At 45.7% G+C, this 25,220-nt stretch carries 22 protein-coding genes, 3 pseudogenes and 1 riboswitch; of the genes and pseudogenes, 5 read left to right on the forward strand and 20 right to left on the reverse strand.

Features of this window, described 5'->3' with window-relative positions:
• Position 1 precedes the first annotated feature (1 nt).
• The 11 genes and pseudogenes from DHAF_RS13725 to DHAF_RS13770 all read right to left on the reverse strand — a co-directional run bounded on the left by DHAF_RS13725 (position 2) and on the right by DHAF_RS13770 (position 11,077).
• Positions 2–1,090 (reverse strand): hydrogenase small subunit, encoded by a 1,089-nt coding sequence (locus tag DHAF_RS13725; RefSeq protein ID WP_015944205.1) that lies wholly within the window; start codon positions 1,088–1,090, stop codon positions 2–4.
• 283 nt (positions 1,091–1,373) lie between these two features.
• Entirely contained in the window at positions 1,374–2,618 is a 1,245-nt protein-coding gene (locus tag DHAF_RS13730) for an IS4-like element ISDha2 family transposase (RefSeq protein ID WP_015943229.1), read from the reverse strand.
• Between the two features lie 310 nt (positions 2,619–2,928).
• The gene (locus DHAF_RS13735; RefSeq protein WP_015944206.1) at positions 2,929–4,200 is read right to left on the reverse strand and encodes a D-alanyl-D-alanine carboxypeptidase family protein; all 1,272 of its coding nucleotides are present in this window, start codon (positions 4,198–4,200) and stop codon (positions 2,929–2,931) included.
• Positions 4,201–4,214: 14 nt separating this feature from the next.
• Positions 4,215–5,060 (reverse strand): DegV family protein, encoded by an 846-nt coding sequence (locus tag DHAF_RS13740; protein WP_015944207.1) that lies wholly within the window; start codon positions 5,058–5,060, stop codon positions 4,215–4,217.
• 159 nt (positions 5,061–5,219) lie between these two features.
• On the reverse strand, positions 5,220–5,357 hold the full coding sequence (locus DHAF_RS26090; RefSeq protein WP_005811620.1) for a hypothetical protein: 138 nt from the start codon (positions 5,355–5,357) through the stop codon (positions 5,220–5,222).
• 198 nt (positions 5,358–5,555) lie between these two features.
• Positions 5,556–6,005, reverse strand: a complete 450-nt coding sequence (locus DHAF_RS13745) for an acyl-CoA thioesterase (protein ID WP_015944208.1) — start codon at positions 6,003–6,005, stop codon at positions 5,556–5,558.
• Between the two features lie 234 nt (positions 6,006–6,239).
• Positions 6,240–6,998: a class I SAM-dependent methyltransferase gene (locus tag DHAF_RS13750; protein WP_015944209.1), complete on the reverse strand. Its 759-nt coding sequence runs from the start codon at positions 6,996–6,998 to the stop codon at positions 6,240–6,242.
• Between the two features lie 38 nt (positions 6,999–7,036).
• A pseudogene (locus DHAF_RS13755) lies at positions 7,037–7,351 on the reverse strand (GyrI-like domain-containing protein); the annotation flags it as partial.
• On the reverse strand, positions 7,352–8,704 hold the full coding sequence (locus tag DHAF_RS13760; RefSeq protein WP_005808317.1) for an IS4-like element ISDha5 family transposase: 1,353 nt from the start codon (positions 8,702–8,704) through the stop codon (positions 7,352–7,354). It lies immediately after the preceding pseudogene.
• 152 nt (positions 8,705–8,856) lie between these two features.
• Positions 8,857–9,444: pseudogene (locus DHAF_RS13765) on the reverse strand (helix-turn-helix domain-containing protein); the annotation flags it as partial.
• A 184-nt stretch (positions 9,445–9,628) separates the two neighbouring features.
• Positions 9,629–11,077, reverse strand: coding sequence for a M23 family metallopeptidase (locus tag DHAF_RS13770; RefSeq protein WP_015944210.1), 1,449 nt, complete (start codon positions 11,075–11,077; stop codon positions 9,629–9,631).
• A gap of 92 nt (positions 11,078–11,169) precedes the next feature.
• Here DHAF_RS13770 and DHAF_RS25175 point away from each other — a divergent pair, with 92 nt between their 5' ends.
• Both DHAF_RS25175 and DHAF_RS13775 read left to right on the forward strand, forming a co-directional pair.
• Entirely contained in the window at positions 11,170–11,343 is a 174-nt protein-coding gene (locus DHAF_RS25175) for a DUF896 domain-containing protein (protein ID WP_005811630.1), read from the forward strand.
• A gap of 99 nt (positions 11,344–11,442) precedes the next feature.
• On the forward strand, positions 11,443–11,706 hold the full coding sequence (locus DHAF_RS13775) for a hypothetical protein (RefSeq protein ID WP_015944211.1): 264 nt from the start codon (positions 11,443–11,445) through the stop codon (positions 11,704–11,706).
• A 150-nt stretch (positions 11,707–11,856) separates the two neighbouring features.
• Here DHAF_RS13775 and pyk read toward each other — a convergent pair whose 3' ends face one another.
• The 4 genes from pyk to DHAF_RS13795 all read right to left on the reverse strand — a co-directional run bounded on the left by pyk (position 11,857) and on the right by DHAF_RS13795 (position 16,741).
• Entirely contained in the window at positions 11,857–13,590 is a 1,734-nt protein-coding gene (gene pyk / locus DHAF_RS13780) for a pyruvate kinase (RefSeq protein WP_005811634.1), read from the reverse strand.
• 101 nt (positions 13,591–13,691) lie between these two features.
• On the reverse strand, positions 13,692–14,702 hold the full coding sequence (gap, locus tag DHAF_RS13785) for a type I glyceraldehyde-3-phosphate dehydrogenase (protein ID WP_005811636.1): 1,011 nt from the start codon (positions 14,700–14,702) through the stop codon (positions 13,692–13,694).
• Positions 14,703–14,888: 186 nt separating this feature from the next.
• Positions 14,889–15,989, reverse strand: coding sequence for a PRK06851 family protein (locus DHAF_RS13790; protein ID WP_041272101.1), 1,101 nt, complete (start codon positions 15,987–15,989; stop codon positions 14,889–14,891).
• Between the two features lie 353 nt (positions 15,990–16,342).
• Positions 16,343–16,741 carry a NifB/NifX family molybdenum-iron cluster-binding protein gene (locus DHAF_RS13795; protein ID WP_005811644.1) on the reverse strand — a complete coding sequence of 133 codons (399 nt, stop codon included), beginning with the start codon at positions 16,739–16,741 and terminating at the stop codon, positions 16,343–16,345.
• A 164-nt stretch (positions 16,742–16,905) separates the two neighbouring features.
• Between DHAF_RS13795 and DHAF_RS13800 the strand changes: the two genes are divergently transcribed.
• Together DHAF_RS13800 and DHAF_RS13805 are read left to right on the forward strand one after the other, a co-directional pair.
• Positions 16,906–17,787, forward strand: coding sequence for an AAA family ATPase (locus DHAF_RS13800; RefSeq protein ID WP_005811646.1), 882 nt, complete (start codon positions 16,906–16,908; stop codon positions 17,785–17,787).
• A 14-nt stretch (positions 17,788–17,801) separates the two neighbouring features.
• On the forward strand, positions 17,802–19,208 hold the full coding sequence (locus DHAF_RS13805) for a VWA domain-containing protein (protein WP_011459795.1): 1,407 nt from the start codon (positions 17,802–17,804) through the stop codon (positions 19,206–19,208).
• Between the two features lie 240 nt (positions 19,209–19,448).
• Here the strand turns inward: DHAF_RS13805 and DHAF_RS13810 are convergent, their stop codons facing one another.
• Positions 19,449–20,471, reverse strand: a complete 1,023-nt coding sequence (locus tag DHAF_RS13810; RefSeq protein ID WP_005811650.1) for a molybdopterin-binding protein — start codon at positions 20,469–20,471, stop codon at positions 19,449–19,451.
• Positions 20,464–20,616, reverse strand: a riboswitch (molybdenum cofactor riboswitch). (Overlaps the previous gene by 8 nt.)
• Before the next feature lie 136 nt (positions 20,617–20,752).
• Here DHAF_RS13810 and DHAF_RS13815 point away from each other — a divergent pair.
• Entirely contained in the window at positions 20,753–21,457 is a 705-nt protein-coding gene (locus DHAF_RS13815) for a Crp/Fnr family transcriptional regulator (protein ID WP_015944214.1), read from the forward strand.
• 4 nt (positions 21,458–21,461) lie between these two features.
• On the opposite strand, the gene DHAF_RS13820 is transcribed toward DHAF_RS13815, so the two are convergent.
• The 4 genes and pseudogenes from DHAF_RS13820 to DHAF_RS13835 form a co-directional block, all read right to left on the reverse strand.
• Positions 21,462–22,058 carry a 4Fe-4S dicluster domain-containing protein gene (locus DHAF_RS13820; RefSeq protein ID WP_005811656.1) on the reverse strand — a complete coding sequence of 199 codons (597 nt, stop codon included), beginning with the start codon at positions 22,056–22,058 and terminating at the stop codon, positions 21,462–21,464.
• A gap of 144 nt (positions 22,059–22,202) precedes the next feature.
• On the reverse strand, positions 22,203–23,120 hold the full coding sequence (locus DHAF_RS13825; protein ID WP_015944215.1) for a DMT family transporter: 918 nt from the start codon (positions 23,118–23,120) through the stop codon (positions 22,203–22,205).
• 25 nt (positions 23,121–23,145) lie between these two features.
• A pseudogene (locus tag DHAF_RS13830) lies at positions 23,146–23,971 on the reverse strand (AraC family ligand binding domain-containing protein).
• Positions 23,972–24,197: 226 nt separating this feature from the next.
• A complete protein-coding gene (locus DHAF_RS13835) occupies positions 24,198–25,208 on the reverse strand; it encodes a M42 family metallopeptidase (protein WP_005811663.1) in 1,011 nt (336 codons plus the stop codon).
• Between the last annotated feature and the right edge of the window lie 12 nt (positions 25,209–25,220).

Raw genomic sequence — 25,220 nt, forward strand, 5'->3', positions numbered from 1 at the left:
CTTAGTCCTCCTTCTTCTGCTCCGAGTCGTTATTTTTTAGTCTGCCGCTGGCAACTGTGGCGATCAGGTGTGCACCAAGCCCTACGACAGTTGCCCCACCCACAACTTTGCCAACGGTATCGGCATGAATCTGACCGAGTCCAGGCAAGGAGAAGTTTTCTTGTTTGGCGTAAAGAGGACTGAATTGGCCATAGAAACCGGATTCTGAACATCCGGAACAAGGAGAACCGGCGTTGATGCAGAAATTCGCATTATCATTCCACCAGACTTGAGCACAGTCGGTATAGGTTTTTGGTCCTTTGCACCCTTTGAGGAGCAGGCAATAATCCTTTTGAGCAGGATCATTCCAATCGGACAAGAAATTTCCGGCTTCAAACTGACCACGGCGGGGACAGTTGTCATGAAGCAGCTTGCCGTAGTAAATCAGGGGGCGGGCTTGCTCATCAAGTTCAGGAACAGCGCTAAAGGTCAGATAATAAACAATGGTGCCAATCAGAGTATTGGGTTTGACTGGGCAGCAGGGAAGATTAATCACAGGAGTCGCTATATTGTGCTTTTGCAAAAGCTCTCTGACGCCAATGGGCTTAATATCACATGCACCAGGGATCCCAGCCCCGTCGGTGGCGCAGCTTCCAACCGCTATAACCGCCTGGGCTTTGGCAGCAGCTTCCAGTACTGTTTCCCGGAAAGGTTTCCCTCCCACCATACAGTACGAATCGGTTGCTTCCGATGCCGGAACGGAACCTTCCACCACAAGCACAAACTTCTCATCGAGAGTATCCTGATAAGCTTGTTCTGCTACATGACCGGATGCGGCCATAATGGTTTCATGGTATCGAATGGAAAGAGTATCAAGTACTAATGATTCGATACTGGGATTAAGCGTCGCCAGTAAGGATTCACTGCAGCCAGTACATTCCATACCATGCAGCCAAATGACAGGGGGTTTTTCCATTGCTGCTTCCACAGCTTTTGCCGCTTGCGGAGCCAGGACTTCAGGCAGGCCAAGAGCTGCAGTTGTGGCGGCCATGAGCTTCATGAAGTCACGACGACTGATTCCACGGGCTTGAAGAAAATCTGATTTTCCCATTACAATACCTCCATATACCCCTTGTAGACCTCTGAATCTGTAGGGTTTCTAATCTATAAAAATCTATATTCGTTACCACCACATAAAATCCTGCAAAGTTTGCTATAATTTTTCAGTAGCGTTGCATTAAATTAAGATGGTTACTGTCAAGGGAAAATTCGCCTCAGGTCTCCTTCAATTATTTATCATAATTGGTGTATACAACCATCCGAGTTTACTCCCCTCAGTCCAAAGAAAGACCAGGCAACAGATAGCCCTTTTCCACATTTTTACACATATTATCTCACAGAATCACAGGGTCATATATCAAGTCATTTAACCATCCTGTGTCTTCCTCAGTGATGATGTAATGCTCTGTCATTTGGTAGATCTTTTCATGGTTAATCCTTTTGGCAGCTTTCCTTCTTCGTCGTCGGAGTTTTTCTAAAAACTCCTCATAGCTCTCAAAGAGACAGGTAATCAGTAGTCTTTGCAAGGTGAGCAAGTCTCTTGGATATTCCACTTCAAGTTTAAGCAGCATTAAAGAACAATAAGTCATCAGTGCTAATAGAATTTGGTTGGTTACTGCGGTTTCGCTTGTACCGTAAAAGTGTTTAATTTGAGCGTGCTGCTTGAGCCATTTAAAGAACAATTCAATCTGCCAGCGATAACGATAGATCTCACCCAGTTCTTCGGCACTTAGTTCAAAATCATTGGTCAAGATCGTAAAGGGTTCGTTGATGGTATCATCTATGGTCACTTCCCGGAGGGTATGCTTCATTTTTCGGGAACCTGTTCCTAGGATGATATCCACGTCTTCCTCGATAATCCCATCTTCTTCTACGGGACGCTCAACGCCTGTAAACTCCATGATTGCGTTGTTTTTGAGACGAGTAACAAAGCGTATCCCTTTTTCGCAGTAATCATCAAATAGCTCGTAGTCCACATAACCTCGATCAAAAATATTGAGGGCATCCTTATCTTCAACAATAAGTTCATCCAGCTTCTTGCGATCGGCTATTTTGGCTGGGGTAATGACCACTTCATCGGGTAGAGCTATTCCATCAAAGCTTAAGCGTAGATGTATTTTTACACCGGCTTTGCTCTTTCTGAACACGGCCCAGGGATAACGGGAAAGGCATAGGCTGATAGTCGATGCGTCAATCATGTACAATTTACCGAGTTGCTGCCGAATCTTCCCATACCCTTGCTTTTGAGCTACTTTGTGTAAAGTGCGCCTAAAGAGCATTTCCGAAACCTTAGTAGGCAAAGTCTTTAACCTTCGAGAAATCTGACTGTGACTAATGCTCTTTAAACCGATGGCTTGACCAAGATTGTCACTTAGAACGCTCGTACTGATCTTTCGTAAAGCTCTGTATTCTTGAAGTTGTGCGTTACTAATGAGGAGAGTGAGTTGATTTGTCTTTAGTTTTTGGGTCCTGCGATCGAGGTCTGGGACCTGCTGATGGATATCTTTCCATAAATCTTTTGAAAAAAGCGGCTGAAAGGCTTGCATAAATGTGGAATGCGTAGTATCCTTGTCCTGCATTTTAAATCTCCTTATAATTTGAGATTTGGGCAAGGACTACCCTATCTCTTATTATAAGGATTTTTTATGTGTATTTACAGTGATAATCAGGAATATACGCTGATTTCGGGTCTATTTGCTTAAATTTAGCTAAATTTGAGCTTTGACATTTTTGTTGTTAGCTTTATGCAACGCTACTGATAATTTTTAGATTTTTCAGACTATGTTAAAATATTCACGAAAATTTGCAAGTTCTTTCACGAACATTTCTAAATATCGCCTGCCTTTTTTGTTAACAAAAAATGAGAGTATCTCATTTTTTGAAATACTCTCATCGGCGCTGGCATCTGTTAGGATCCTGAATTCTGTCTTGCCGCAGTTTAGCCCGCTCTCTTCTCCGTTCCGCATGTTTTCTTTGCTGTACTGCTCCGTAAAGTATAACCCCGCTGACCATAAGTCCCAAACCGGTGAATAAAGCATAGGATTTTTTTTCAACGGCGGCTTCAGTTATGATATTCCGATCCGCGGCTAAAGGAACGACTCTTAAGCATTCTTCATCTTCCCACACCTCAAGGCGGGTAAGGACTTGTCCCTCCGCAACTTCTGCCAATTCCCCATCTATAGGCAGAATGTTGATCCGCGGCTGAGGCAAGGTGTTATCCTTTTTTTGCGTAATCCACAGGGCTTGATCGATGAGGAGATTAACCGGCTGGCCTTGAATTTCCAGCTGACCCAAGGAGTCCCCTACCCCTTTATAGAGCGTGTTCTCAAACTGTTCAAATCCATAGTCCAATAAAGCCTGCATATCTGTGTAGATTTCCCGGCCGGGAGATTTGAGAATCACTCCAATCACATCACGACCATCCCGGGATGCCGAGGCGACTAAACAGTTCTGGGCGACGGAAGTATATCCCGTCTTCATCCCTGTAATCGTATCATCACGCCAAAGGAGCTTATTTTCATTGATCATTTCGATGGGTACATTTTCTTTTGCCCTGGGGATAACATGGGACTTGGTTTTTATGTAATCCCTGAACACTGGATTGGCATAAGCGGCTTGAGCAATGCGGGCCAGATCATGAGCTGTGATTAAATGTCCTTCTTCATTCAAGCCGCTGGGATTTTTAAAGGTGGTATTTTTTAACCCCAGGTCTGCGGCCCTCTGATTCATTAAGCTGACAAAAGCGGCGGTATTGCCGCTGATATGCTCGGCGATGGCTACTGCGGCATCATTGGCTGAATTGAGCAGGAGTGCGTAGAGCATATCCTCCAGAGAAAGCTGCTCCCCGGGTTCCAAATAAATCCGTGTCCCATAAACTGTGTTATAATCCAGCATAGTTTCGCTGGCAGTAACGATATCCTCCGGATTCCCCAATTCTATCCCTAAAAGCCCTGTCATGATTTTGGTCGTACTGGCAGGAGCCATAAGCTGATCACCGTTTTTACTATACAATGTCTGTCCTGATTGCACATCGATCAGGTAGGCGGCTTCCCCGCTGATTTCCGGAGGGGCTGCTGTTTGTGTTTCAGGCGCCGCTGTCAGAGCCGGGACAAAGATGAAAAAATATAATAATAAGGTGATGAGAGCAATTATGCGTTTCAATGATGTTCCCCCTATTAGCGTTGGTAGAATAATGCGATAGTACCAGGACCGGTATGGCTTCCTACCACACAACCTATGTCACTAATGATAACATCCTTGACAGGTACTTTCATTTTAATTTCCTCAGCCAGCGCTCTGGCTTCCTCCGGGCACGCCGCCTGAGAAATACCGATCTCCTGCTCTTCAGGATGACGGATTTCTTCCTGAATCAATTCAACCAATTTGCGCAGAGCAGCTTTCCGGGAACGCACTTTGGTCAGAGGCTCGATGCGGCCCTCGGCAGTAATATTGAGAATAGGCTTAACATCCAGTAAGCCGCCGATGAAACCGGCCGTCTTGCTGACCCGGCCGCCTTTGACGAGGTAATCCAAAGTATCGGGAGTAAAAACATACCGCATTTGCCGGCGCACCTGGAAAATCTCTGCTTCAGCTTCTTCCCAGGAATTAGCTTCTTTCACAAGCCGATTGGCCGCCAGAGCCAATAGCCCGTAACCTAAGGATGCCCCTAAACTATCGATAACATGTATCTTTTCCGGCTGAGAACACATCTCGCGCACCATCTGGGCCGTGCTGAAGGTGGAACTCAAGCCTGACGAAAGATGAATGGCCACCACTTCATGCCCCTGGGCAAGGATTGCCTCATAGGCATCTTTGAGCGTCCCCGGATTCGGCTGCGATGTTTTCGGCAGTTCCTTGAACTCAGAAAACCGAGGATAAAACCCAGCAGGGAAAATATCGACCCCTTCAGAATAGGTCTTTCCTTCTATGCTAACAGGCATGGGGACGACCACAATGCCTTCTTTTTGGCTTAAGTCGCTTGGCAAATCACAGGAACTGTCGACAAGGACTATATAACTCATATCTTTACCTCCTTTTGTACTAAGTAAATATTATTCGTGAAAATTAAGGGCTTTTCCTGCTTTGTATCTTATACTTTGCTAATACTTTATTATACAAAAAAGCCCACATTTACGTGGGCTTATCCTATTTTATGCACAATATTCCATTTTAAATACTCACTAGACAATTAATTCCTGGACCATCAGATGATTATCCAAAGGAGTAATGAGATGTGTCGAAATAAACTGTGAGAGCTCATGTTTCTTAACCAAACGATAATTGATTTCTTCCGCTTCTATCCATGTGACCAGAAACATGGAAATCCCTCCTTGCTTATCAGCACATTGTATTGTGTATACATAATACCATAATTCTTTAACTATTTCAATAACCTTACCCTGAGCGGAGAGAATTTCCTGGCCTTTTTCTAACCAGGCGGCTCAATTAAAAAGGGAGCATCGTCACTACTTATACTGAAGTAGTTGGCGACACCCCCAACCAAGCGGTAGATGGAATTAAACCTGCGCTCCTGCCTCTGCCTTTTCGCTCTCTTTGTTTTCATTGACAATCTCTTCGAATTCTTTCCAGATGGGATAATTCCGGGCATCAGTGCTTCTTCCTGTGCGATCCACAAAGACATGAATCGTTGTTCCCTCGGCTAACAAGGTGTCATCTCTAAGCACTTTGTAGGTAAAAGTGAGTTTGCGCGAGGAAAAGCTTTCCAGGCTTGTTTCAATGACCAGCTGATCATCATAGAGTGCCGGGCGGCGATAACGACAGCCGGCATCAACCACCGCAACGGCCAGACCTTGTTCTTCAAAGGTGGTATAGGCTAATCCGGCATTGCGCAGCAGTTCGGCCCGGCCTATCTCAAACCAGATGAAATAATTGGAATGATAGACGACGCCCATTTGGTCTGTTTCGGCATAACGGACTCGTACCGGAGTCTGATGGGTTAAAAACATAACACGTCCTCCTTAATACCCTCTATTTTTATCTTTAATTGGGTTTACAACGCTTAGGGGCTTTTCTGAGTTTTTTCAGAACAGCCTTTCTCATCCTGGCTGGGATGTGATGTAAACAAAAAGCGCCACCATGGCGCTTTTTGTTTGCCGTAAAAATAACATTCTATGTTTTTTATTTTAGCATAGAATGCTACTTTTGTTCAGAGTTTTTTCAGGATTATGAAAATACTATTTTTAGTTAATAGCAACAGCTTCAAAAGTAATGACATCTTTAACATTTGATGGATACTGTCCAAATTTATAATCTGAAGAAATCACTATATCTTTAAACCCCGTGCTTTCAAGTATCAATTTAAATTCTTCCAGTCCATACCATCGTAACGGAAAGCGCTCTAATTCAGTTTGAATAAGCACTCCCTCACGCCATTTTTCATACCTGTTGTGAGAAACAGTATATTGATTTATATAGTCAACTTCCACGACTTTACTTTCTAAAGTAATTAGATCACCATTAGAACAGACCCATGTTCTTGTAGAAACCGTACCTGTAGAAAAATCTGTCTGCATTAATATATCAATAATTAATCGTCCTCCGGTACATAAATGCTTATGGAAATTCTGCAATGCCCTTATTGAGTCCGCTCTTTGGTGCAGCAGCAGGAACGTTCCCGCTGGAACTATAATTGCATCATATCTCGTATCCTGTATAAAAGATTCCATCTTCGCTTCAAAAAGCTTAGGATTAAGACCCTTTTTTCTGCAATTGTCACGGCATATATTCAGCATGTCTTTCGAACTGTCAAATCCATCTACTTTAAATCCTTTTTCTAAAAGTGGAACCAGCACACGGCCAGTTCCAGTTGCAGGCTCAAGAATATGCCCCCTGCACAAGTTTAATCTATCAATGTAAAATTCCACATCTCTAAAAGAATGATCTATGGGTTTATCTATATCATATACCTCTGAAGATAATCTGCCATAATAACTTAACATATTTTAGCGCCTTTCGTTCTTTGTTTATTCTAAACTTTTTACTTTATTCCACTTCTAATGGGAATATAAATATCCATAACGGTATCTTTTCTGTGATGACAGCGTTCATCGTAGAATTCAAAATCAATTTTACTTTCATCGTAAATATACTCACTACCTTTAAACCAATCTTCAAAAATATATTTCCATGTCCTTGCAATAATCTCTGCAAACTCTATTTGTTTTTTGTCATTTGAAGTATCCACAGGAACCGTTGTAAAAACTGCATACTCGGCCTCCGGAACCTCTACTGTCAGCATATCTTCCTCTACCTTTGAAAAGTCATCAACAATTACACCTAAAAGATATATTACTCAACTTTCGCACCCCAGTTGAGGGAATAGAGCCTTGATATAACTGGGTAATGCAGCAATCCACTTTTGTAATTGACTGAGTGATTCGTTATTCTCTGGTTTATTGGGTAGTAGATTAAGAACAAACGTCATTAACTGACGTAGTGCTGTTTTCAAGTCTAAATCCATAACCTCATCAGCAAAAAGATAAAAGAGTCCCCCAAGAGAGCGTTCATCATTGTTTTCTCTTCGTTCCCACTCCAGGATGAGGTAACGGGTAAAGACTATGGTTGTGTGACTAACCATCATATCGAAGGATCGGCCCTGAAATTCAGTTCCTAGCTTCAAATGCGATTTGGCCATTTTGAAAAACGTTTCGATACTCCAACGCATCCCGTAAATTCTTACGACTTCAGTAGTTTCTAAGGAAAGATCGGTGGTTAAGATCGCTAACCACTCTCTTCGGTTGTTTCGATTCTGGACGAAAACAACTTTTAAAGCTAAGCCTGAAGGGGTATGAACACGCACTGAACCCAGTATTTCTGCTTTCGGGTTCTTTGGGACTCTCGCGTAGAGCTCTCGTAAACTGAGTGATTTTCCTTCAAAGAGATAACGCTGCTTAAGTTCTTTAACCATTCCAATAACGTGAAGCTCCTTATCCCTTAGCTTTTGCAAAAGTGGAGCATGGGTAAACCAACTATCCATTAGGACGTAATCCGCTGAGAATCCGGCTTTGAGAGCTCGTTCAAGCATTTGAACCACGGTGTCCGGTTTAGGGCTCATCGCTTCCAGGCGACGCTTATAGCCTACGGAGCGTTTGTCTAAGTCCTCTCTCATTTCACAAAGACGATTTTTAGCTTTTGCAGAACTCATCAATGTAAAATCAAGGGGTGCGAAGCTGAACCCGTCAGACCAGCCCAAGGTTAGTAAGGTGTAACCGCGAACAAAGCGGCCCGAAACATGGTCAAACACTCGGGCTAAGAGTTCAACTTTCTTGCTTCGTTCGCGCTCCATTACAGAATCATCTACGATAAAAACACGGATACGCTGCGCAGAGGTGAGCTTTTCAAAGCGTCCGACCATCTTGAGGCTGAGTAACTGGTAAAAACGCCTCCAGTTATACCGAGAGTCATTGAGAAACCGATAAACAACATCTTTACCTGGAAGAGATTCTGCCCGGCTTCCTTCTAACAGCCGAAACAGATTTCGACCTTGAAAAACGAGTTGGAAAATGATTTGGAAGACAACGAAGCTTGAAACCCCATAGGACTTGCGGATCCCAGCGGCTCGAAGCAGCTGACTAAGCTTAAGGGAAGAAAAAATTAAAGAAAGCTGATTTTGATGCTGTTCAGGCAGAGAGTTGTGTTGTAACATGGAGATACGCACCTTTCTGTTTTGGAAATTATGGTTGTTTGGTCACTTCCATTTTACCAATTCGAAAGGTGTTTTTCTGTCAATGAACAAAATATTTTTAGCCTAATCCAGTAGTAGACTGAGTTTGAACAGATTTTCGCGCTGCGAAAGTTGAGATATATTACATTTCCATCTTCAGATAACGGAACACACAAGCCCACTTCACCATGTTCAGCCGGATTTAAAATTTTGTACATTTTGCTTTCTAAATTTTTACCTTCATAATTGCTCCAGTAAGATGCAATATCTTTTGTATAAGTAACCCCGGTAATATTGGTTTTGATTCCATAACCGGCAACTTTAAATGCAGGTCTTTTAACCATAACAGGCTTCATAATATAGCCGCCAATTTCAAATGTTGTTTTTGTATCAGCATATTGAGGCATCCGCATCATATACTGTGTGGGACTATAACCATAAGCTTTACGAAAAGCTTTAGCAAATCCGCTGGGTGTTTCAAATCCATAATCAAAAGCAATATCAATAATTTTTCTGCCCTTGAATAATTCTGTTGCTGCTAAAGCTAACCTGCGTCCTCGTATGTATTCCATAACAGATATACCCTTACATAGACTAAAAACTCTGCAAAAATGGTAAAGAGAATACCCTGATTGATTAGCGATTTCTTCAATAGTAATATCTTCTTTTATATGGTTTTCAATGAATTCAATACATTTTTCAATTTCTTTCCTATAATTCAATGCCCAGCACCTGTGCCTTTCTCCCATAGGATTGCTTTATTATAACAGTAATATATAAAAGAAGCTGTTCCCGTTTTGCTAAGTATGAATACCCAACGATTTATTCCAGAATTGGGTAAAAAAATAGACACCTCATTTTTGAAGTGTCTACCTTTTACATATTAGTTCGATTTTTACACTATTTTTACGGTAAATAGTTAAGAGGATTGACTGTATCGCCATTAATGATCACTTCAAAGTGCAAATGAGGTCCTGTTGAACGGCCGGTTGAGCCCACAAGGCCTATGGACTCCCCTTTGCTTATTTGTTGTCCATTGGAAACGCTTACTTTGGAGGCGTGGGCATAACGGGTAGCCACACCATTGCCATGATCGATAAGAATCATATTGCCATAGCCGCCGCTCCAGCCCACCGAGGATACTGTGCCGCCGGCTGCAGCCACAAAAGGCTGTCCTGTATCGCCGCCAATATCCAAACCGGTATGAAAACTTCCCCAGCGGTAGCCGTAATAGGAATTAAGCCCTCCTCTGAGAGGCCAACCCAAGCCGCTGACTTTGCCGCTTCCCCGGGAAAGGGCCACATTGGCCGATGCGTAGGTGGGTCCTTTGGCAATAACTTGAGTCACCGGCTGTTGGATGATTTTTTCTTCCAACACTACTTTTTCTATGTTCTTGCCGTTTTCCTGAACATAGGAATAGGTGACTTTTTTGCTGCCATCGCTTCCCTCCTGGCGAACCACTGAAGAACCGCTGGGCAAACTATAATCGGTTTTCGATTCAACATCAAAGGGAATCGTCTCGGTACCGGTATAGATTCCCTTACTTACTACGGTGAGATAAGGGGTCACTTTGACCAAGTTTATTTTTTCACCAACCTGAAGAGTCTTATCTTCATCCATACCCGGGTTCCCGGCCAATACTTCCTTGGTCAGCATATCGTTTTTGCGGGCGATTAGCCACCAGGAGTCATTGGGTTGAACCACATACTCTGTTCTGGCTTCATGTCCTTTCCTTAAGGTTTCCAGAACCATCTCCGGCGAACTAAATTCCGCCTGCTGCACTTCCACAGGCTGAGAAGAAATCAGTTCTTTGAATTCTACGGAAGTGATGGTATTATTCTCACTGGGTTTGGCATAGATTTCTTGATAAGCTTGGAGAATCTTCTGGAAATCGTCTTCACTGGGCAGGATTGCTATAGGAGCATCTTCGATAGAAAATTGCACTCCTTCAAAATATGTACTTATTAAATTGTTCAGCTTAGCTTCTGTTACAGAGTTCTCCTGAAGAGTCCCTTTCCTGATCCGCGTGTCCTGGAACTCGATTTGATCATGAGTCTTTGCAACAAGATCTGAGGAATCCCCTTGGGAAACAAGGATGGAATCCACCAATTGTTTGCCTGCGTCCGGGGATGCTACATACCCAATTTCCTGACCATTAAGCATCAGTGCGGCTGCCGTGGTTGTCTGGCTGTAATAAAGGCCGCCACCTAATACTACCATCAGTCCCATCACCCCAAGGACGATTTTGGGAAATTCCCAAGCTACCTTTGACTCAGAAAACCTTCCCAACACCTTAGTCAGGTTCTCTTTTATGCTCTGACTAATACCGTCTAAGCCCCCTTTCCAATTGGACAAGTCTCATTAAATATTATATCATAGAATCGCCACGATTAAAGAAAATTATCTTGCCCTTGGCTGAGGGTTGAAAAGAAAAAGGAGTTACAACCATGGAAATCAATACTCTTATTGAGCGCATTAATGAGCTTTCACGGAAGCAGAGAACAATTGGCTTGGAAGAATGGGAAAAAGCTGAGCAGGAAGCTCTTCGGCAGGAATATCTGGGCTTTATTCGCGGCCAGGTCATTGATAGTCTCAGTCAGGTAAAGGTTGAAAAATCCTAAGCGGACCGGATTGTTTTTTCTCGCCGGCGTATGATAAATCCTCAAGCAAGCATACTAATTCTAAACACATGATTATGCTTTCTTGAGGAGGGATTGTCTTTGCCGGAACGAGTCATGAAATATGGTGGAGTAAAATTTCGTAATCTTGTGCCTCCAGTCAAAATCAACCGCTTTGTTAATCAGCTGGCTCCCGATCAAAAGGACTCACTCTTTGAAATCGCCGGGGAATTGAGCGATGCAGGGATGATTGAAATACTGAATGAACGCACACAAAGCACCATCGATCAGGATACCGTGGATACCCAGACTCCCAATGCCGGAGTCAACACTGAAGAAGTGCAGGAAAGCAATCGACATCTATAGTAACCGACATCTATCCAACAGGAAGCCTTTCCAGATCAACGATGCTCCCTCCAGGTCAGCTGTTTGACAAAGCAGCGGCCTTGAGGGAGCATTTGTATAGATTGCCTGATTTGAGTTGTAGATTACCTGGTTTGAGTTGCTGCGACCTGACTAGATAATACTGACGGTGCCCTCATAGACCACACCTGCCAAAGCATCCACAGTCAGCACTTGCCCATCCTTAACCTTCATCAGCACATCGGCGGCACCGACAATAGCCGGAATGCCATAGTTTAAGGCGGCTATCGCCCCATGGGAGGTGAGTCCCCCTTCTTCCACCAGAATTGCCCCGGCTTTGGCGATTAAGGGGATCAGCTCTTTATCGGTATAAGGCGCTACCAGGATATCTCCTTTTTGGAAAAGCTCCAAAGCAGCCGAAGTGGCTATCCGTGCCGTTCCGGAATAAGCTTTGCGGCCAATCCCCGTTCCTTTCGCGATCACATCCCCGATGACCTGAACTTTGATGATATTGGTGGTCCCTACTTTACCAACGGGAACCCCTGCGGTAATGACAACCACATCACCGGTCTTGATCAGGTGATGGGAAATCGCTTCATTCACAGAAACAGATAAAAGCTGATCCGTGCCTAAGCTCTCGGGAATCAGCAAAGGATAAATTCCCCAGGTCAAAGAGAGTTGGCGGGCTACATGAACAAAAGGTGTGGCAGCAATAATCAGGGAGGTGGGACGGTACTTGGAGATCATGCGGGCCGTCAACCCGGAATGAGTAGGAGTAAGAATAGCGGCCGCCTCCAGATCTCTGGCTACGGTATAGCTGGCATGACTGATGGCTTCGGCAATATTGATATGGGGGTCATAAATCTTCCGCGGTTCATAATGTTTTTCGATCTGCAGAGCTATCTTATTCATCATCTCCACAGCTTCTACCGGATACTGTCCGGCAGCCGTCTCCCCGGAAAGCATGATGGCATCGGTACCGTCTAAAATGGCATTAGCCACATCACTGGCTTCCGCCCGGGTCGGCCGCGGGTTGCGGATCATGGAATCCAGCATCTGTGTAGCCACGATGACGGGTTTACCCAGATGATGGCATTTTTCAATCATGTCCTTTTGATGAATGGGGACCTCTTCTACAGGCACCTCCACTCCCAGATCCCCGCGGGCTACCATCAGACCGTCGGCAACCTCCAGGATCTCATCTAAATGCTCGATACCTTCGCGGTTTTCAATCTTAGCGATAATCTTGACATTGGCCCCTTCTTCCTCAACCAAACGCCTTACGGCCAAAATATCGGCAGCCTTGCGGGCAAAAGAAGCAGCAATAAAGTCGATTCCTTCCCTTAAGCCAAAGATGATATCATCACGATCTTTTTCCGTAATCGCCGGCAGCTGAATCGGAACACCTGGCACATTGACCCCTTTTTTCGATTTAAGAACTCCGCCATTTTGGATTTTGGTGATGATCTTTCCTTCCTCACTGGCAATGACTTCAAGGTCGATGAGACCATCATCAAGAAGGATATGCGTACCCTGATGAACCTCCTGCCAAAGCTGAAGGTAGGTTATACCCACCCGCTCTGCGGACCCCAGAGTCGATAGATCGGTATCAAGAATAAAGGTATCACCGCTGTTTAATTGAACTCCCTCCTCCGGAACCGTTCCCGTTCTGATTTCCGGGCCTTTGGTATCCAGAAGAACCCCTAAATGAACACCGAGTTTCTGTGCTTCTTCTCTTAAGGTTCGTATCCGCTTGCCATGCTCACCATGGGTTCCATGAGAGAAATTTAAACGGGCTACATTCATGCCGGCCTTAAGTAATTGGCGAATCTTCTCATTGGATTCACTGGACGGTCCGATGGTACATACTATTTTGGTGCGGCGCATAGATTACCTCCGTCGTTTATTTTGTAGAATGTTAGAAATCTGCTATAAAAAACCATACATTGAAAGTTTACTATTCTTTTCCACAAAAAGATAGAGGCTTCTTATAGTCCTTGGCCGGCGATGTATTCCACCAAGTCCACAATCCGATTGGAGTATCCCCACTCGTTGTCATACCAGGCCAGGACCTTGACCATGCGCTCTCCCAGCATCAGCGTAGACAACCCGTCAACAATGGCACTGTGAGGGTTGCCATTAAAGTCGTGGGAAACTAAAGGCAGCTCGGAATAAGCCAGGTAGCCTTTGAGGCTTCCCTCGGCGGCTTCCCTAAGTTTTTGATTTACTTCTTCTTTGGTGGTGGAACGGCTTAAATTAGCCACAAAATCAATAAGCGAGACATTAGGGGTAGGAACCCTCACCGCTAATCCTTTGAGCTTGCCCTTTAAGTCGGGAAGCACCAGTTCCACCGCCTTGGTTGCTCCTGTGGTCGTAGGAATCATCGATTCGTAGGCCGCCCGGGCCCGCCGCCAATCCTTATGCTCCAAATCCAGAATCCGCTGGTCATTGGTCACCGAATGGGTGGTGGTCATCATGCCCTGCTCGATCCCAAATTCTTCGAGTAAAACCTTGGCTAGGGGGGCCAAACCATTGGTGGTACAGGAGGCATTGGAGAGGATATGGTGCTCAGCGGGGTTATAGAGATGTTCGTTTACCCCCATCACAATCGTGATATCTTCGTGTTTTCCCGGAGCGGAAATGATCACCTTTTTCGCTCCGGCCTGGAGATGCAACGCCGCCTGCTCCCGCTTGGTAAAGCGCCCCGTAGCTTCAATCACCAGATCTACCCCCAGCTCCCGCCAGGGAAGTTTCCCAGGATCTTTTTCCGCCAAAAAAGCCACCTTTTGGTCCAAAACTTCAAGGGTGTTTTCCTTGACCTCAACATCATAAGGCAGGATATCATGAATTGAATCATACTTGAATAAATGACCTAACAGATCCGGACTCCCCAGATCATTAACAGCAACAATGTCCAGGGAACTTTTTCGTTCCAGGATTGCCCGCATGGAAAGCCGACCGATTCGCCCAAAGCCGTTAATTGCAATTCGCACACTCATTCAGGAAAACCCTCCTTAAAATCAACCTTATTAGCTTATGATTTGGCCAGATATTGGGATGTTTATGCTTCATATCCAAGTTATAGTTCCCCGGCAGGGTAAAAAAATTGCACAGCCTGTTGCTCTGCATTAAAGTCTTCTCCCCTTATTTATAGAATACCTGATAAAGTGTTTATGGTCCAGACTTTATGAATAATTTTCCATGATCGATTTTAAAATAGAACGGCGTTTCTCATCGATAGCCTCAAAATCCATGGCTGGGATATAATATTCTTCAAGTTGATCATGGAGGGTTTTGGCCCTTTGCGAGTGGGATTGGGCCCGCAGTATGCTCTCCTCTACCCTGTTCCGGCACGAGTCAATAAAATCCAGGGTGCCGTTGAGCCCTGCTCTATGGAGCCCACTGTCCAAGTCAAGGGAATGAAGGGTACCGCTGAATTCCGGATGATAGGGATAATGCTCTGAAGAAATAACCAGGGCAGTATGCAGCTCAGGGATCAGGAGCAGATCGATCTTATCCGGCTCAAGGGCATTATGATAGATTTCCAGATCATAATTGAGAACTTTAGCCTCCTCGGCCAGGCGTGCCAAAAGGGTCGATTTTCCCGTTCCCGCCTGCCCCTTTAAGGAGTACAGAGAATCCATGCCTTGAATAAGGCTGTCAATATGTTGGGTTCTGCCTTGGGGAGTATGAGCCCAGGCAAATAAATGACGGGTTTTGCCGGTGCCTTTGCTTGATGGAGTTTTAAAAAGCTCCTGCTTCGTTTTAAGGTAGATTTGATTGATCGTTTGCCAATCCTGATCGGGCTTAATATAGAATTCCCATTCATCCATGGCGTTTTTGGCATCCTTCAGGGCAAAATAAGCGCTTTCAAAGCAGCGGCTGATCTCCTGACTGCAAACAATAATCTCTTTTTTGTAAGGCCGGATCAAGGATTCATCCCAGTATTCGCCCAGATTAATGATTTCGTCAACCGCACCGGGGATCTTGGGGTCCACCACATGGGGAGCAGTACCGTCCAGTAAAGCAATCCCCAACTCTGGAATAACAATACCGTCTATGGACTGATTATCGGAGGAACAACAATGATACTCCAGATCAAAACCTGCTTTGAGCATTTCTTCCCCAATTTTTTTCATGAAGGTTGATTTCCCCACACCTGGGCCACCCTTGATCACATAGATATGCCGGGCGGTAGCGTCCGCCAGGTAATGATAATAGGAGTAAAAACCAAGATAAGTAACACCACCGGGGAACATTTTTCTAATGACTGGATTCTTGGCCATAAGGACTCCCCTTTCCATGCTTTATTCCTGCAACACTAAGTATATTCAGGAGCAGGGGCAAGAGTGACGAAAATCCCTGTCGAATGATAAAAAAGAGGGAACAGTTGGACTGTCCCCCCATGGTTTACGGATGCCTGTATCCTTTGTAGTCGTAGATGTTCCGCTCTTTTTGCTTATCATACTCCTGATAATGGGGGTCTCTCACGGTAACAGGAGATTTTGGACGTGAGACTTTTTTATGTTTTCCCATGCCGTAATCAGCCCTTTCTACGCTATAGTTTGAGCACCCATGATTTATTCTGAGTTAATTTGCTGATCAATATGCAGTTATCTGAAGTTAAAGATTAATCTCATTAATGATGATGATGGTGATCATGGTCATGACCGTGACCGTGGTGATCGTGGTCATGACTATGGTTGCAGACAGCATTGGTGGAGACAAAGGTCCCTGCCGCATAGGCTTGAGCTGCTTCCAAAGCCGGGCCATTGGCTCCTCTTAACACCTCTATTCCGGCATTTTCCAAGCCGGTGATGGCTCCGGGGCCAATCCCGCCACAGATGACAGTTTCCACTCCTTTAGACTTGAGAAGCTGGGCGATTCCTTCATGCTGATGTTGGAAATCAGCCGTATCAATCCGTTCCTGACCGGACACCTTACCCTCTTCAATGAGGAAAAGGGTAAAGGCCTGACTGCGGCCAAAATGAGCATTAACCTTCTCCCCTTCGGTAGGGATGGCAATTTTTTTGTTCATGAAATTCTACCTGCCTTTCCATATGTATATGTGAGATAACCCCTCAATAGTTTAAGCGTTTCAGAGTACCAGAGGATGTCAAGCTTATCCTAACTCCCCTATTTATAATTGTCAATCTTTGATAAAGCGTGTAAAATTCTAGTAAAGTCTGGAAGGGAGGATTCATGATGTGGGAATCTCCTCGGGAATTAATGAATGCTTTGGAACAGGAAGGTTATATCCTTGATCAGGATAAAGGGACCACTTTATTTTTGGCCCTGGCCCTTCACAAGCCCTGTCTTATTGAAGGACCGGCGGGAGTCGGCAAAACTCAGCTGGCCCTGGCTCTGGCCCGCAGCACCGGCCGCAGACTGATTCGCCTCCAGTGCTATGAAGGGCTGGATTTAAATAAAGCCCTTTATGAATGGGATTATGCCAAACAATTACTGCGTCTGCAGGTGGGAATCTCCGGCTGGGAAGAGATTAAGGAGAATATTTATGGACCGGAGTTTTTATTGGCCAGGCCTTTGCTGCAAACTGTGCTTGCGGAAGAGCCCGTTATTCTTTTAATTGATGAACTGGACAAAAGCGATGAAGAATTTGAAAGCTTTTTGCTGGAGCTGCTTGCCGAATTTCAAGTCACCATTCCGGAAGTAGGAACCTTTAAAGCCCAAAATTCTCCTATCGTCCTTTTAACCAGCAACAACACCCGGGATCTTTCCGAAGCCTTAAGAAGACGGTGTGTTCATCTGCTCTTAGCTTATCCCGATGTGGAACAGGAAATGAGGATTCTTGCCCAACGGTGTCCGGAAGTTGCCGCAGCCTTAATTCAGGATGTCTGTGAATTTGTGGCCAAAATCCGCAAGATCCCTTTGCGCAAATTGCCCAGTGTCTCCGAAAGCATGGACTTTGCCCGGGCTCTCCATATTCTGCGCCAGGACTCCCTCGATATGCAGCAATTGGAAGGTACCCTATCCATACTTTTAAAATATCCCAGTGATTTGGCAAAACTTGAGGATCGTTTAAAAGCCTGGCAGCAGGAAGCTGCCAGAAGAACTCAGGCTTAAGGCGGGGTGCAGCCATGAAAGAATTAACGATCAACGGCTGGCAGCTGCTGAAGCTTATCTCGGCACTGCGTTCGGTGGGCATCCATATCACCCTGGATGAGATTCAGGATGCTTTAAAGGCCTTAACCCGGTACCCGGACCTGGCGCCTAAGCTCGTGCTTAAATCTCTCTTCATCCATCGCCAGGAGGATCAGCAGCTTTTTGACATGGTCTATGAACTCCTGGCCCCAGCTCCATCCTCTCCGGATTCAGAGCCTACCGCTCCTGGGCAATGTACAGGCTCAGACCAAGGGGAGGCTGGGGATGGCTCCCACCAGGGCATCGGTACCGGGCAAGGAGGAATCACCCTGCACCTTAAATCAGCGGGAGAGTCCTCTCCAGCCCGGTCCATTTCCTTTCAAATGCCGGATCTCCACTATTTGATGGGACTTAAGGGGTTCCCCAGTACCATCGAGGAAGAAGAAACTAAGGAATTTGATTTGGGAAAGCAGGCCAGATTCATCCTGGGACAGTCAGGGTTTCTGACTTGGTCCAATTCTTTGGAGCTGGCTAGAGAGCGGGGGGAAGTCCCGGAAGACCAGTGGCAGAAATTCGAAGCTTATCAGGACTTCTGGCAGCGCCGGATTCACCAGGTCCTTTGGCAGGAACGTTTATCCGAGCAGAATCGCTGGGACAGCTTCCGTGAAATAAATTGGCGCTTTAAGCCCCTGAATTCATTTACCGCCGCTGAAGAAGGGATGGTCCAGCAAGCCCTCCGGCAAATGGGCAACCAATTGGCCGTTCACCGGGGCTTGCGGAAAAAAAAGGCCTCCCGGGGCAGGCTGCGCCTCTCCTCTTTGCTCCAAGAAATGGTGCGGGGGAATGGCGCTGTCTTTCGCTTCGAGTATGAAACTCCCGCCTTAAAGCATCCCGAGCTCATTGTCTTATGCGATGTATCCAACTCTGTGGCTCCCTTCTCTCAATTCCTTCTCTACTTATGCCAACGTATGAAATCCCGCTTTCGTAAAGTGCGGCTTTACCTTTTCATCGATGGCATCTGGGATATCACCCATGAAGAATGGCTGGCAAGCGGCGACTCCATGGCCGAGATCCGTTCCTGGGGCCGTAAGCATTCTTCCGGCTTTACCGATTATGGCAAGGTATTTAAAGACTTTGCCCGGGATGTCCTGCCTTCACTTTCTACCCGGGGAACCCTGTTGATTATGGGAGATGGCCGCAACAATTTCCGCCCTGCCCAAGCAGACTATCTGCAGGAGATCCAAGGGAAGATTAAGCATGTCTTCTGGCTGAACCCCTTGGCTGAAAAGGATTGGACTTTGCCGGACAATCTTATGGACGAGTACAGAAACTATTGCACCCGGGTTTTTCCCTGCCGGAACCTCAGTGATCTATGGCAGATCTCTAAAAAAGTCTTCTCCTGAAGAAGCGGCGCCAGCTCTTTTATCAACGGTCCATTGCTCAGCCAAATTGCCAACAGGTTGGTAATTTGGCTGAGCAAAGGTTGTAAAAAAGGGAGCCTCGCCAACTGCTTTAAATTACCTAAAGCCGTTGGGCGAGGCTCCCTTACCTTGCACTATCAGAAAGTATAAGGGCAACCAGCGACTTCGCCTCCTTCGTAAGTATGCGTTTAAGGCACGGCGAAGCCGGGTTTTTTTTAACGCTTATTTGCCGAAGGGACAGTGAGGATAGGTACATTCCGGACACTCCAGGCACAAGCCGCCATGACCGTATTTGGCAATTTCCAGGCGGGTAAGCCGCTCACCGGCCAGAATGCGGGTGGCCACCAGGTCAAAGACCGTTTTTCTTGAGTACATGACACATCCGGGCAATCCCAGAATCGGGATATCATCCAGGTAAGCCAGCAACAGCATGGCTCCGGGAAGAACAGGAGTGCCATAAGTGATCAACTCTCCCCCCAGACCTTTGATGGCTGTAGGGGTTAAATCATCGGGATCCACGGACATGCCGCCGGTGACCAGGACCATTTCCGCGCCTTGTTCGATATGCTCGCGGATGCGTTCCTGAATCATCTCCACATCATCGTCGGCGAAGGTTTGCCCCAGCAGGACAGAACCCCATTCAGCCACTTTTCTTTGCAGAACCGGTCCGAATTTATCCTGGATACGGCCATGGTATACTTCACTTCCCGTGGTCACCACCCCAACCTTTTTGGATTGCAGGGGGCGGATTTGCAGAATGGGTTCCTCGAAGCGGCGGGCGATTCCTTCCGCTTCGATCACGACATTTTCATCAATCATCAAAGGAACCACTCTGGTCCCGGCTATCTTCTGCCCTTTCTTCACCGGGCGGTGATTATGAAGGGTGGCAAGAATAATATATTCCAAAGAATTAAGGGCGTAGATCCCTTCTTCCGAAGCATAGATTAAACCATCCTCTTCAGCAATCAGATTGACCTTTCCCTCTTTCGTTTCACTGAAAGAAAGCCCCGGACCGGCCACAGCCTTGGCCAGGCGCTCCGCCGCTTCATCTTCGTGAATAAGACCCGGAGTCTGATCCCAGACAAAAATATGCTCTTTTCCCATACTAAGCAGGGTGGGAATATCCTCTTCTTTGATCACATGACCCTTTCTAAAGCGGGCGTCTTTTGTTTTTCCTGGAATAATTTGTGTCAGATCGTGCATAAGCACCGATCCAATCGCATCCTGTACTTTAATCTTCTGCATAGGGGTTCCTCCTTTTCTTTACGGAAGGCATGTTCATTTCTAAGCATACCCTGGTTTCAGATATTTCTGAAACGGCCAAAATTCCGTAGATAGCGTCAGACTTGCTTCAGTCAGTAGGAAATATGGCTCGGCCATTCCCTATTATAAACCATAAGCAGCAATCAGGGAATGTCTCACTGCTCAAGAAAATAGTTTTTTCTACTTTTAAAGGGTTTCTGCCAAGGAATAGAGAATTTTCTTCATAATAAACTTCTATGATAGTTTATGAGAGGAAGAGAAGTATGGCTAGTAATATCACCGGGTTTGAACTATTTAAAAGCAATCCTAACTGGCAGGAACTGCCCGATTCATTTTGGGAGTTTTGTTCTGCTCATGGACGGGTTCGCCATTATGCAGCAAAGCAATTCCTTTTCTTTTTCGGAGAAGAAAGCAACTCAGTTTATTTTTTGCTCAAAGGCCGCATTCAAATCCTGCTTATGAGTGAATTTACCGAAAAAATTTTCCGGATTCTGCAGCCGCCCGCATTTTTTCCGGAAGTTGTTTTAGATAGTAAAACTTATCCTTATGCAGCCCTCACTGCTGAAGCCTCCGATGTTTTCGTTTTGGATCGCAAAGCACTGGTCCAGTATTTTAAGGAAAATCCTTCCACCCTTCTGCCTTTTTATCAAAACATGGCTTTGGATCTCCGCAGAGCCTACCGGCAAATCAAAAACATCGCTCTGGGGGATGCTCGTTCCCGGCTGGGGGCCAAACTCTTTGCCCTGGCTCATGTCCACGGCCAGGAGACCCCTGAGGGAATTCTGATCACTGTTCCTCTGACCGCTACCGAGCTGGCGGGAATGTGCAGCTTAGCGCGGGAATCCGTGAGCCGCATCTTAAGCGAATTGCGGGATTTAGGAATACTTAAAATGGAGAAAAAACAAATCACCATCAGCGATTTAGAGCAACTGAGGAGCTGGATTCACGAACGCCAAAACTCTTTGTAAAACCTTACAGGTGCGGTCGGCGGTCCAGAAAATGAGTAAGCCTTTCCTGAGGCAGGCCATTGTCTATATAGTCTTCAAGGATGCGGCCAATGATCCGGGGAAGTTCAGAAGTCTGGAGCTTTTCCCTGGACAATCGCGCCAATTGGGGATGCCTTCCCAGGCGTCCGCCGAGATGAAGAGTCCATCCCGATTCCCCGGGGAGGATTTTATCTGTGGGGCAGGAACGGACACAATCCCCGCAGCCAATGCACTTCGTCGGCTCAAATTCCAGCTCTCCCTGCCAGGATAAGGCACCTTCCTGACAAGAACGGCAGCAGGCCTGGCAGCCCGTACACCCCGCCTCCGTAAGCTTAGGCATAAGAAAACCGGTCAGACCGATATCTTTGATTTGGGGCTGGGAACAAGCGTTAGGACAACCGGCTATGCTGATCTTCGGTAAATGATGATAATGAATCACCGGAAACTTTTGCTTCAAATGGGATAATAAATCCAGATTCTTGAGCATCTGCTCTAACTGTTGGTGTAATAAAGACCAGTCCTGAGCAGATTTACCGCAGTTTCTCCGGCAGTGCTCCAGGACAAAGCCAGGATGATCGATCATTATGCCTCCTCCATTGCTCATCATTTGAACTTATTGTACCATCCCCAGACTCTGGTGTTGTGTTTTGGGTCACACTTCTCAAGTTCACAGCGGCAAATAAAAAGCATAGCCATTTGACTATGCTTAAAATGTCATTTGGGGTTGCTAAGCTTTACTCGCTTCTGTCTGCTGAGGGATATGCCTGCCTTTCCTCTCCGAAATCAATAACCCTGTTAATGTCAGTACAATTCCCAATACTGAAACTCCGGTAATTTCCTCACGCAGCACAATAACGGCAGTAATAACGGTTATGACAGGAACCAGATAAATATAAACGCTGGTTTTGACTGCGCCCAATAGTTTCACCGCCGAGTTCCAGGTCACAAAGCAAAGCGCCGATGCCCCCAACCCTAAAAACAGAATATTGAATAGGTTATTTGGTCGTGTTAATTCAGTTATGTCCGGATTGAACCCCAATATGCATAAAGCGGGTATCATAAACACCAACCCATAGAAGAAAATTCTCCGTGTTGCCTGAATGGTGTTGTAGTGAAACCCGCTTATTTTCTTGGTCAGCACAGAATAGGCGGCCCATACCACGGCAGCTAAAACAGCCAGTATATCTCCCAAGGGATTCAGTTGCAGGTTGTTGCTTCCGTTAAAGCTGATCAGGATAATCCCGACAACAGCAACACTAAAACCTATAAAAAACCGCACCCTCAATTTCTCAGTATCTAAAAACAGATGAGCAAACAAAGCGGTAAAAAAAGGTGAGATTGCGACAATTACCCCTACATTGGAGGCGAAAGTATAGGTTAATGCTATATTTTCAAGCAGGAAATACAGGGTAACCCCGCATAAACCGGCGGCGGCAAAATATAGATCCTGCTTTCTTTCCCTGATCCTGAGCCTGTGAGGATAAGCGAGGAGCAAGATAAGAAAACCAATCGCAAACCTTAAGAAAAGTATTTCCACAGGCGTTATGGATTCTAAAAGCAACTTGGTGGATATAAAGGTTGTACCCCAAATAAAAATCGTCATAAATGCCAGCAAATGTCCTTGAAGCTCTTTTCTTGTGTCCATGAAACCCCTTTCCATTCAAAAAAAATCAGCTTTGAGAATCCTTAAAAATGCTCCTGTATTGTTTTGGGGTTAGCCCGATAAACTTTTTGAAAAAGTTAGAAAAATGGCTTTGATCAGTAAACCCGGTCTGCAATGCCACGTCAATGGGCAACACCCCCCCTCTCCAGCATTTTCTTTGCTTTATCAATCCGTATCGTTTCCAAATAGCTATAGGGAGAGATGCCTTTTTGCTTTGTAAAGGAACGAAGCAGATAGTATTTGCTCAGCCCGGTCAAATTGCCTAAGTCGGCCAGGGTGATAGTTTCCATGTAGTGTTTTTCTAAGAATTCACAGATAGCCCGTGCTTCCGCGCTTTGTTCTGCAGTTGCAGTCGTTGCTGCCTGCTCTGTATACTCTTCTATGAGCTGCTCTAAAAGGAAAAAGAATAGTTCTTCTTTCCTGAAATCTTTTTCTTCCTCCATAAGCATTTGGTGCAGCTCCCGGAGTATAGTAACCAACTCGCTATGAAAAACGACTTGAGAGGTAAAATAAGGCAAATACTCTTCCCCTTTTATTTCCAAGACCGCCTTGCTCATAATTTCCGGCTGGATATTGATACAGCGATAATCCAATGTTTTGCCGTCAATTTGTTCGCAAATATGATTGTCGCGGGGATTGAAGATCAGAAGATCACCCGGCTCAATGGTATATTCCTTATTTTTGCAGGATAAAAACCGCTGACCTTTTTCAATAAACCCAATCACATAATACTCATGAAAATGGTTGGGAAACTTCTGCATAATCCCTTGAAAATGATAGGCTTCAACCTTTAATTCCGGGTCATATTTTACGATTCTCATTTCCTGTTTCATGAAACTTATCCTCCCTTCCCGGTTATCTGCTATTTAGCATACCACAGGCGGTACTGGAGTTCTTGTATGATATTGCCCTTTACCTTTCATCCCGCCAGCAGCACCAGGAATCCTTTAAAAGCAAAAGCCGGACTCCCTCCTAAGCAGCAGTGGGAATCCGGCTTTTACGTTTTCTCTGATCCATGATAAACGACGCTACATGATGAACAGGGAATCACGGTTGAACCTACAGTTCAGCAGGTCCTTCCAAAAGAGCCAGCAGCAATTGAGCCGCTCCCTCGATATCCCCTTGATCCACCATTTCCGAGGGACTGTGAATATAGCGGGTGGGAATGGAGACGACCCCGGAAGGGATCCCTCCTTTGGTGAGATGGATGGCCCCGGAATCTGTACCGCCAAATTCGAGAACCTCCCATTGATAAGGGATGTGATGCTGTTCAGCGGTTTGCGCCATCCAGGACTTGATCTTGGGATGGGTAATCATGGAGCGGTCAAATACCTTGATCGCCACCCCCTGGCCCAGCTTCACATCCATAGGGTGGGACTTGGGAGTGTCCCCTGTTCCGGTAACATCCACCGCCAGGGCTAAATCGGGTTCCAGGGCAAAGGCTGCCGTTTGGGCACCGCGAACTCCCACCTCTTCCTGTACTGTAAAGACAAAATACACTTCATGCTGGGTTTGCAGGCGTTTCAGCACTTCAATAGCGATAAAGCAGCCCACCCTGTCATCCAGAGCTTTGGCAGTCAGGCGCTTGGCTTGTTTGTGGAAGCTTCCCACAAAGACAGCGCTTTCTCCCACCTGCACCTTAGCTTTGCTTTCCTCTAAGGAGGTGGCTCCGATATCAATATAGAGCTTATTCAGCTTTAAATCGGTGGGTTTTTCAAGCTTCTCGACACCAATGGTGCCCATGAGCCCGTTTTGAAACTGAACGCGGCGGTGGGGCAACCCCTGAATCGAGACACCGCCCAGGGGGGCAAAACGCAAAAAACCCTTTTCATCAATATGGGTGATCATCACTCCGATTTCATCGGCATGGGCGGCGATCATAATTTTTTTGCCTGTTCCCCGGCGTACCGCCATAAGATTTCCCAAGGCATCTGTGTTTATCTCATCGCAGTAGGGGCGGATTTCTTCAGCAATCAGCGAATTTACATTGCCTTCAACACCCGATGGACCAAAACATTGGGTTAATCGTTCCAAAAGTGTATAATCCAAAGGTTTGTGATCGTATGGCATGGAATGTCCTCC

Origin of the sequence: Desulfitobacterium hafniense DCB-2 (genome assembly GCF_000021925.1) — a bacterium.
GTDB classification, from domain to species: domain Bacteria; phylum Bacillota; class Desulfitobacteriia; order Desulfitobacteriales; family Desulfitobacteriaceae; genus Desulfitobacterium; species Desulfitobacterium hafniense.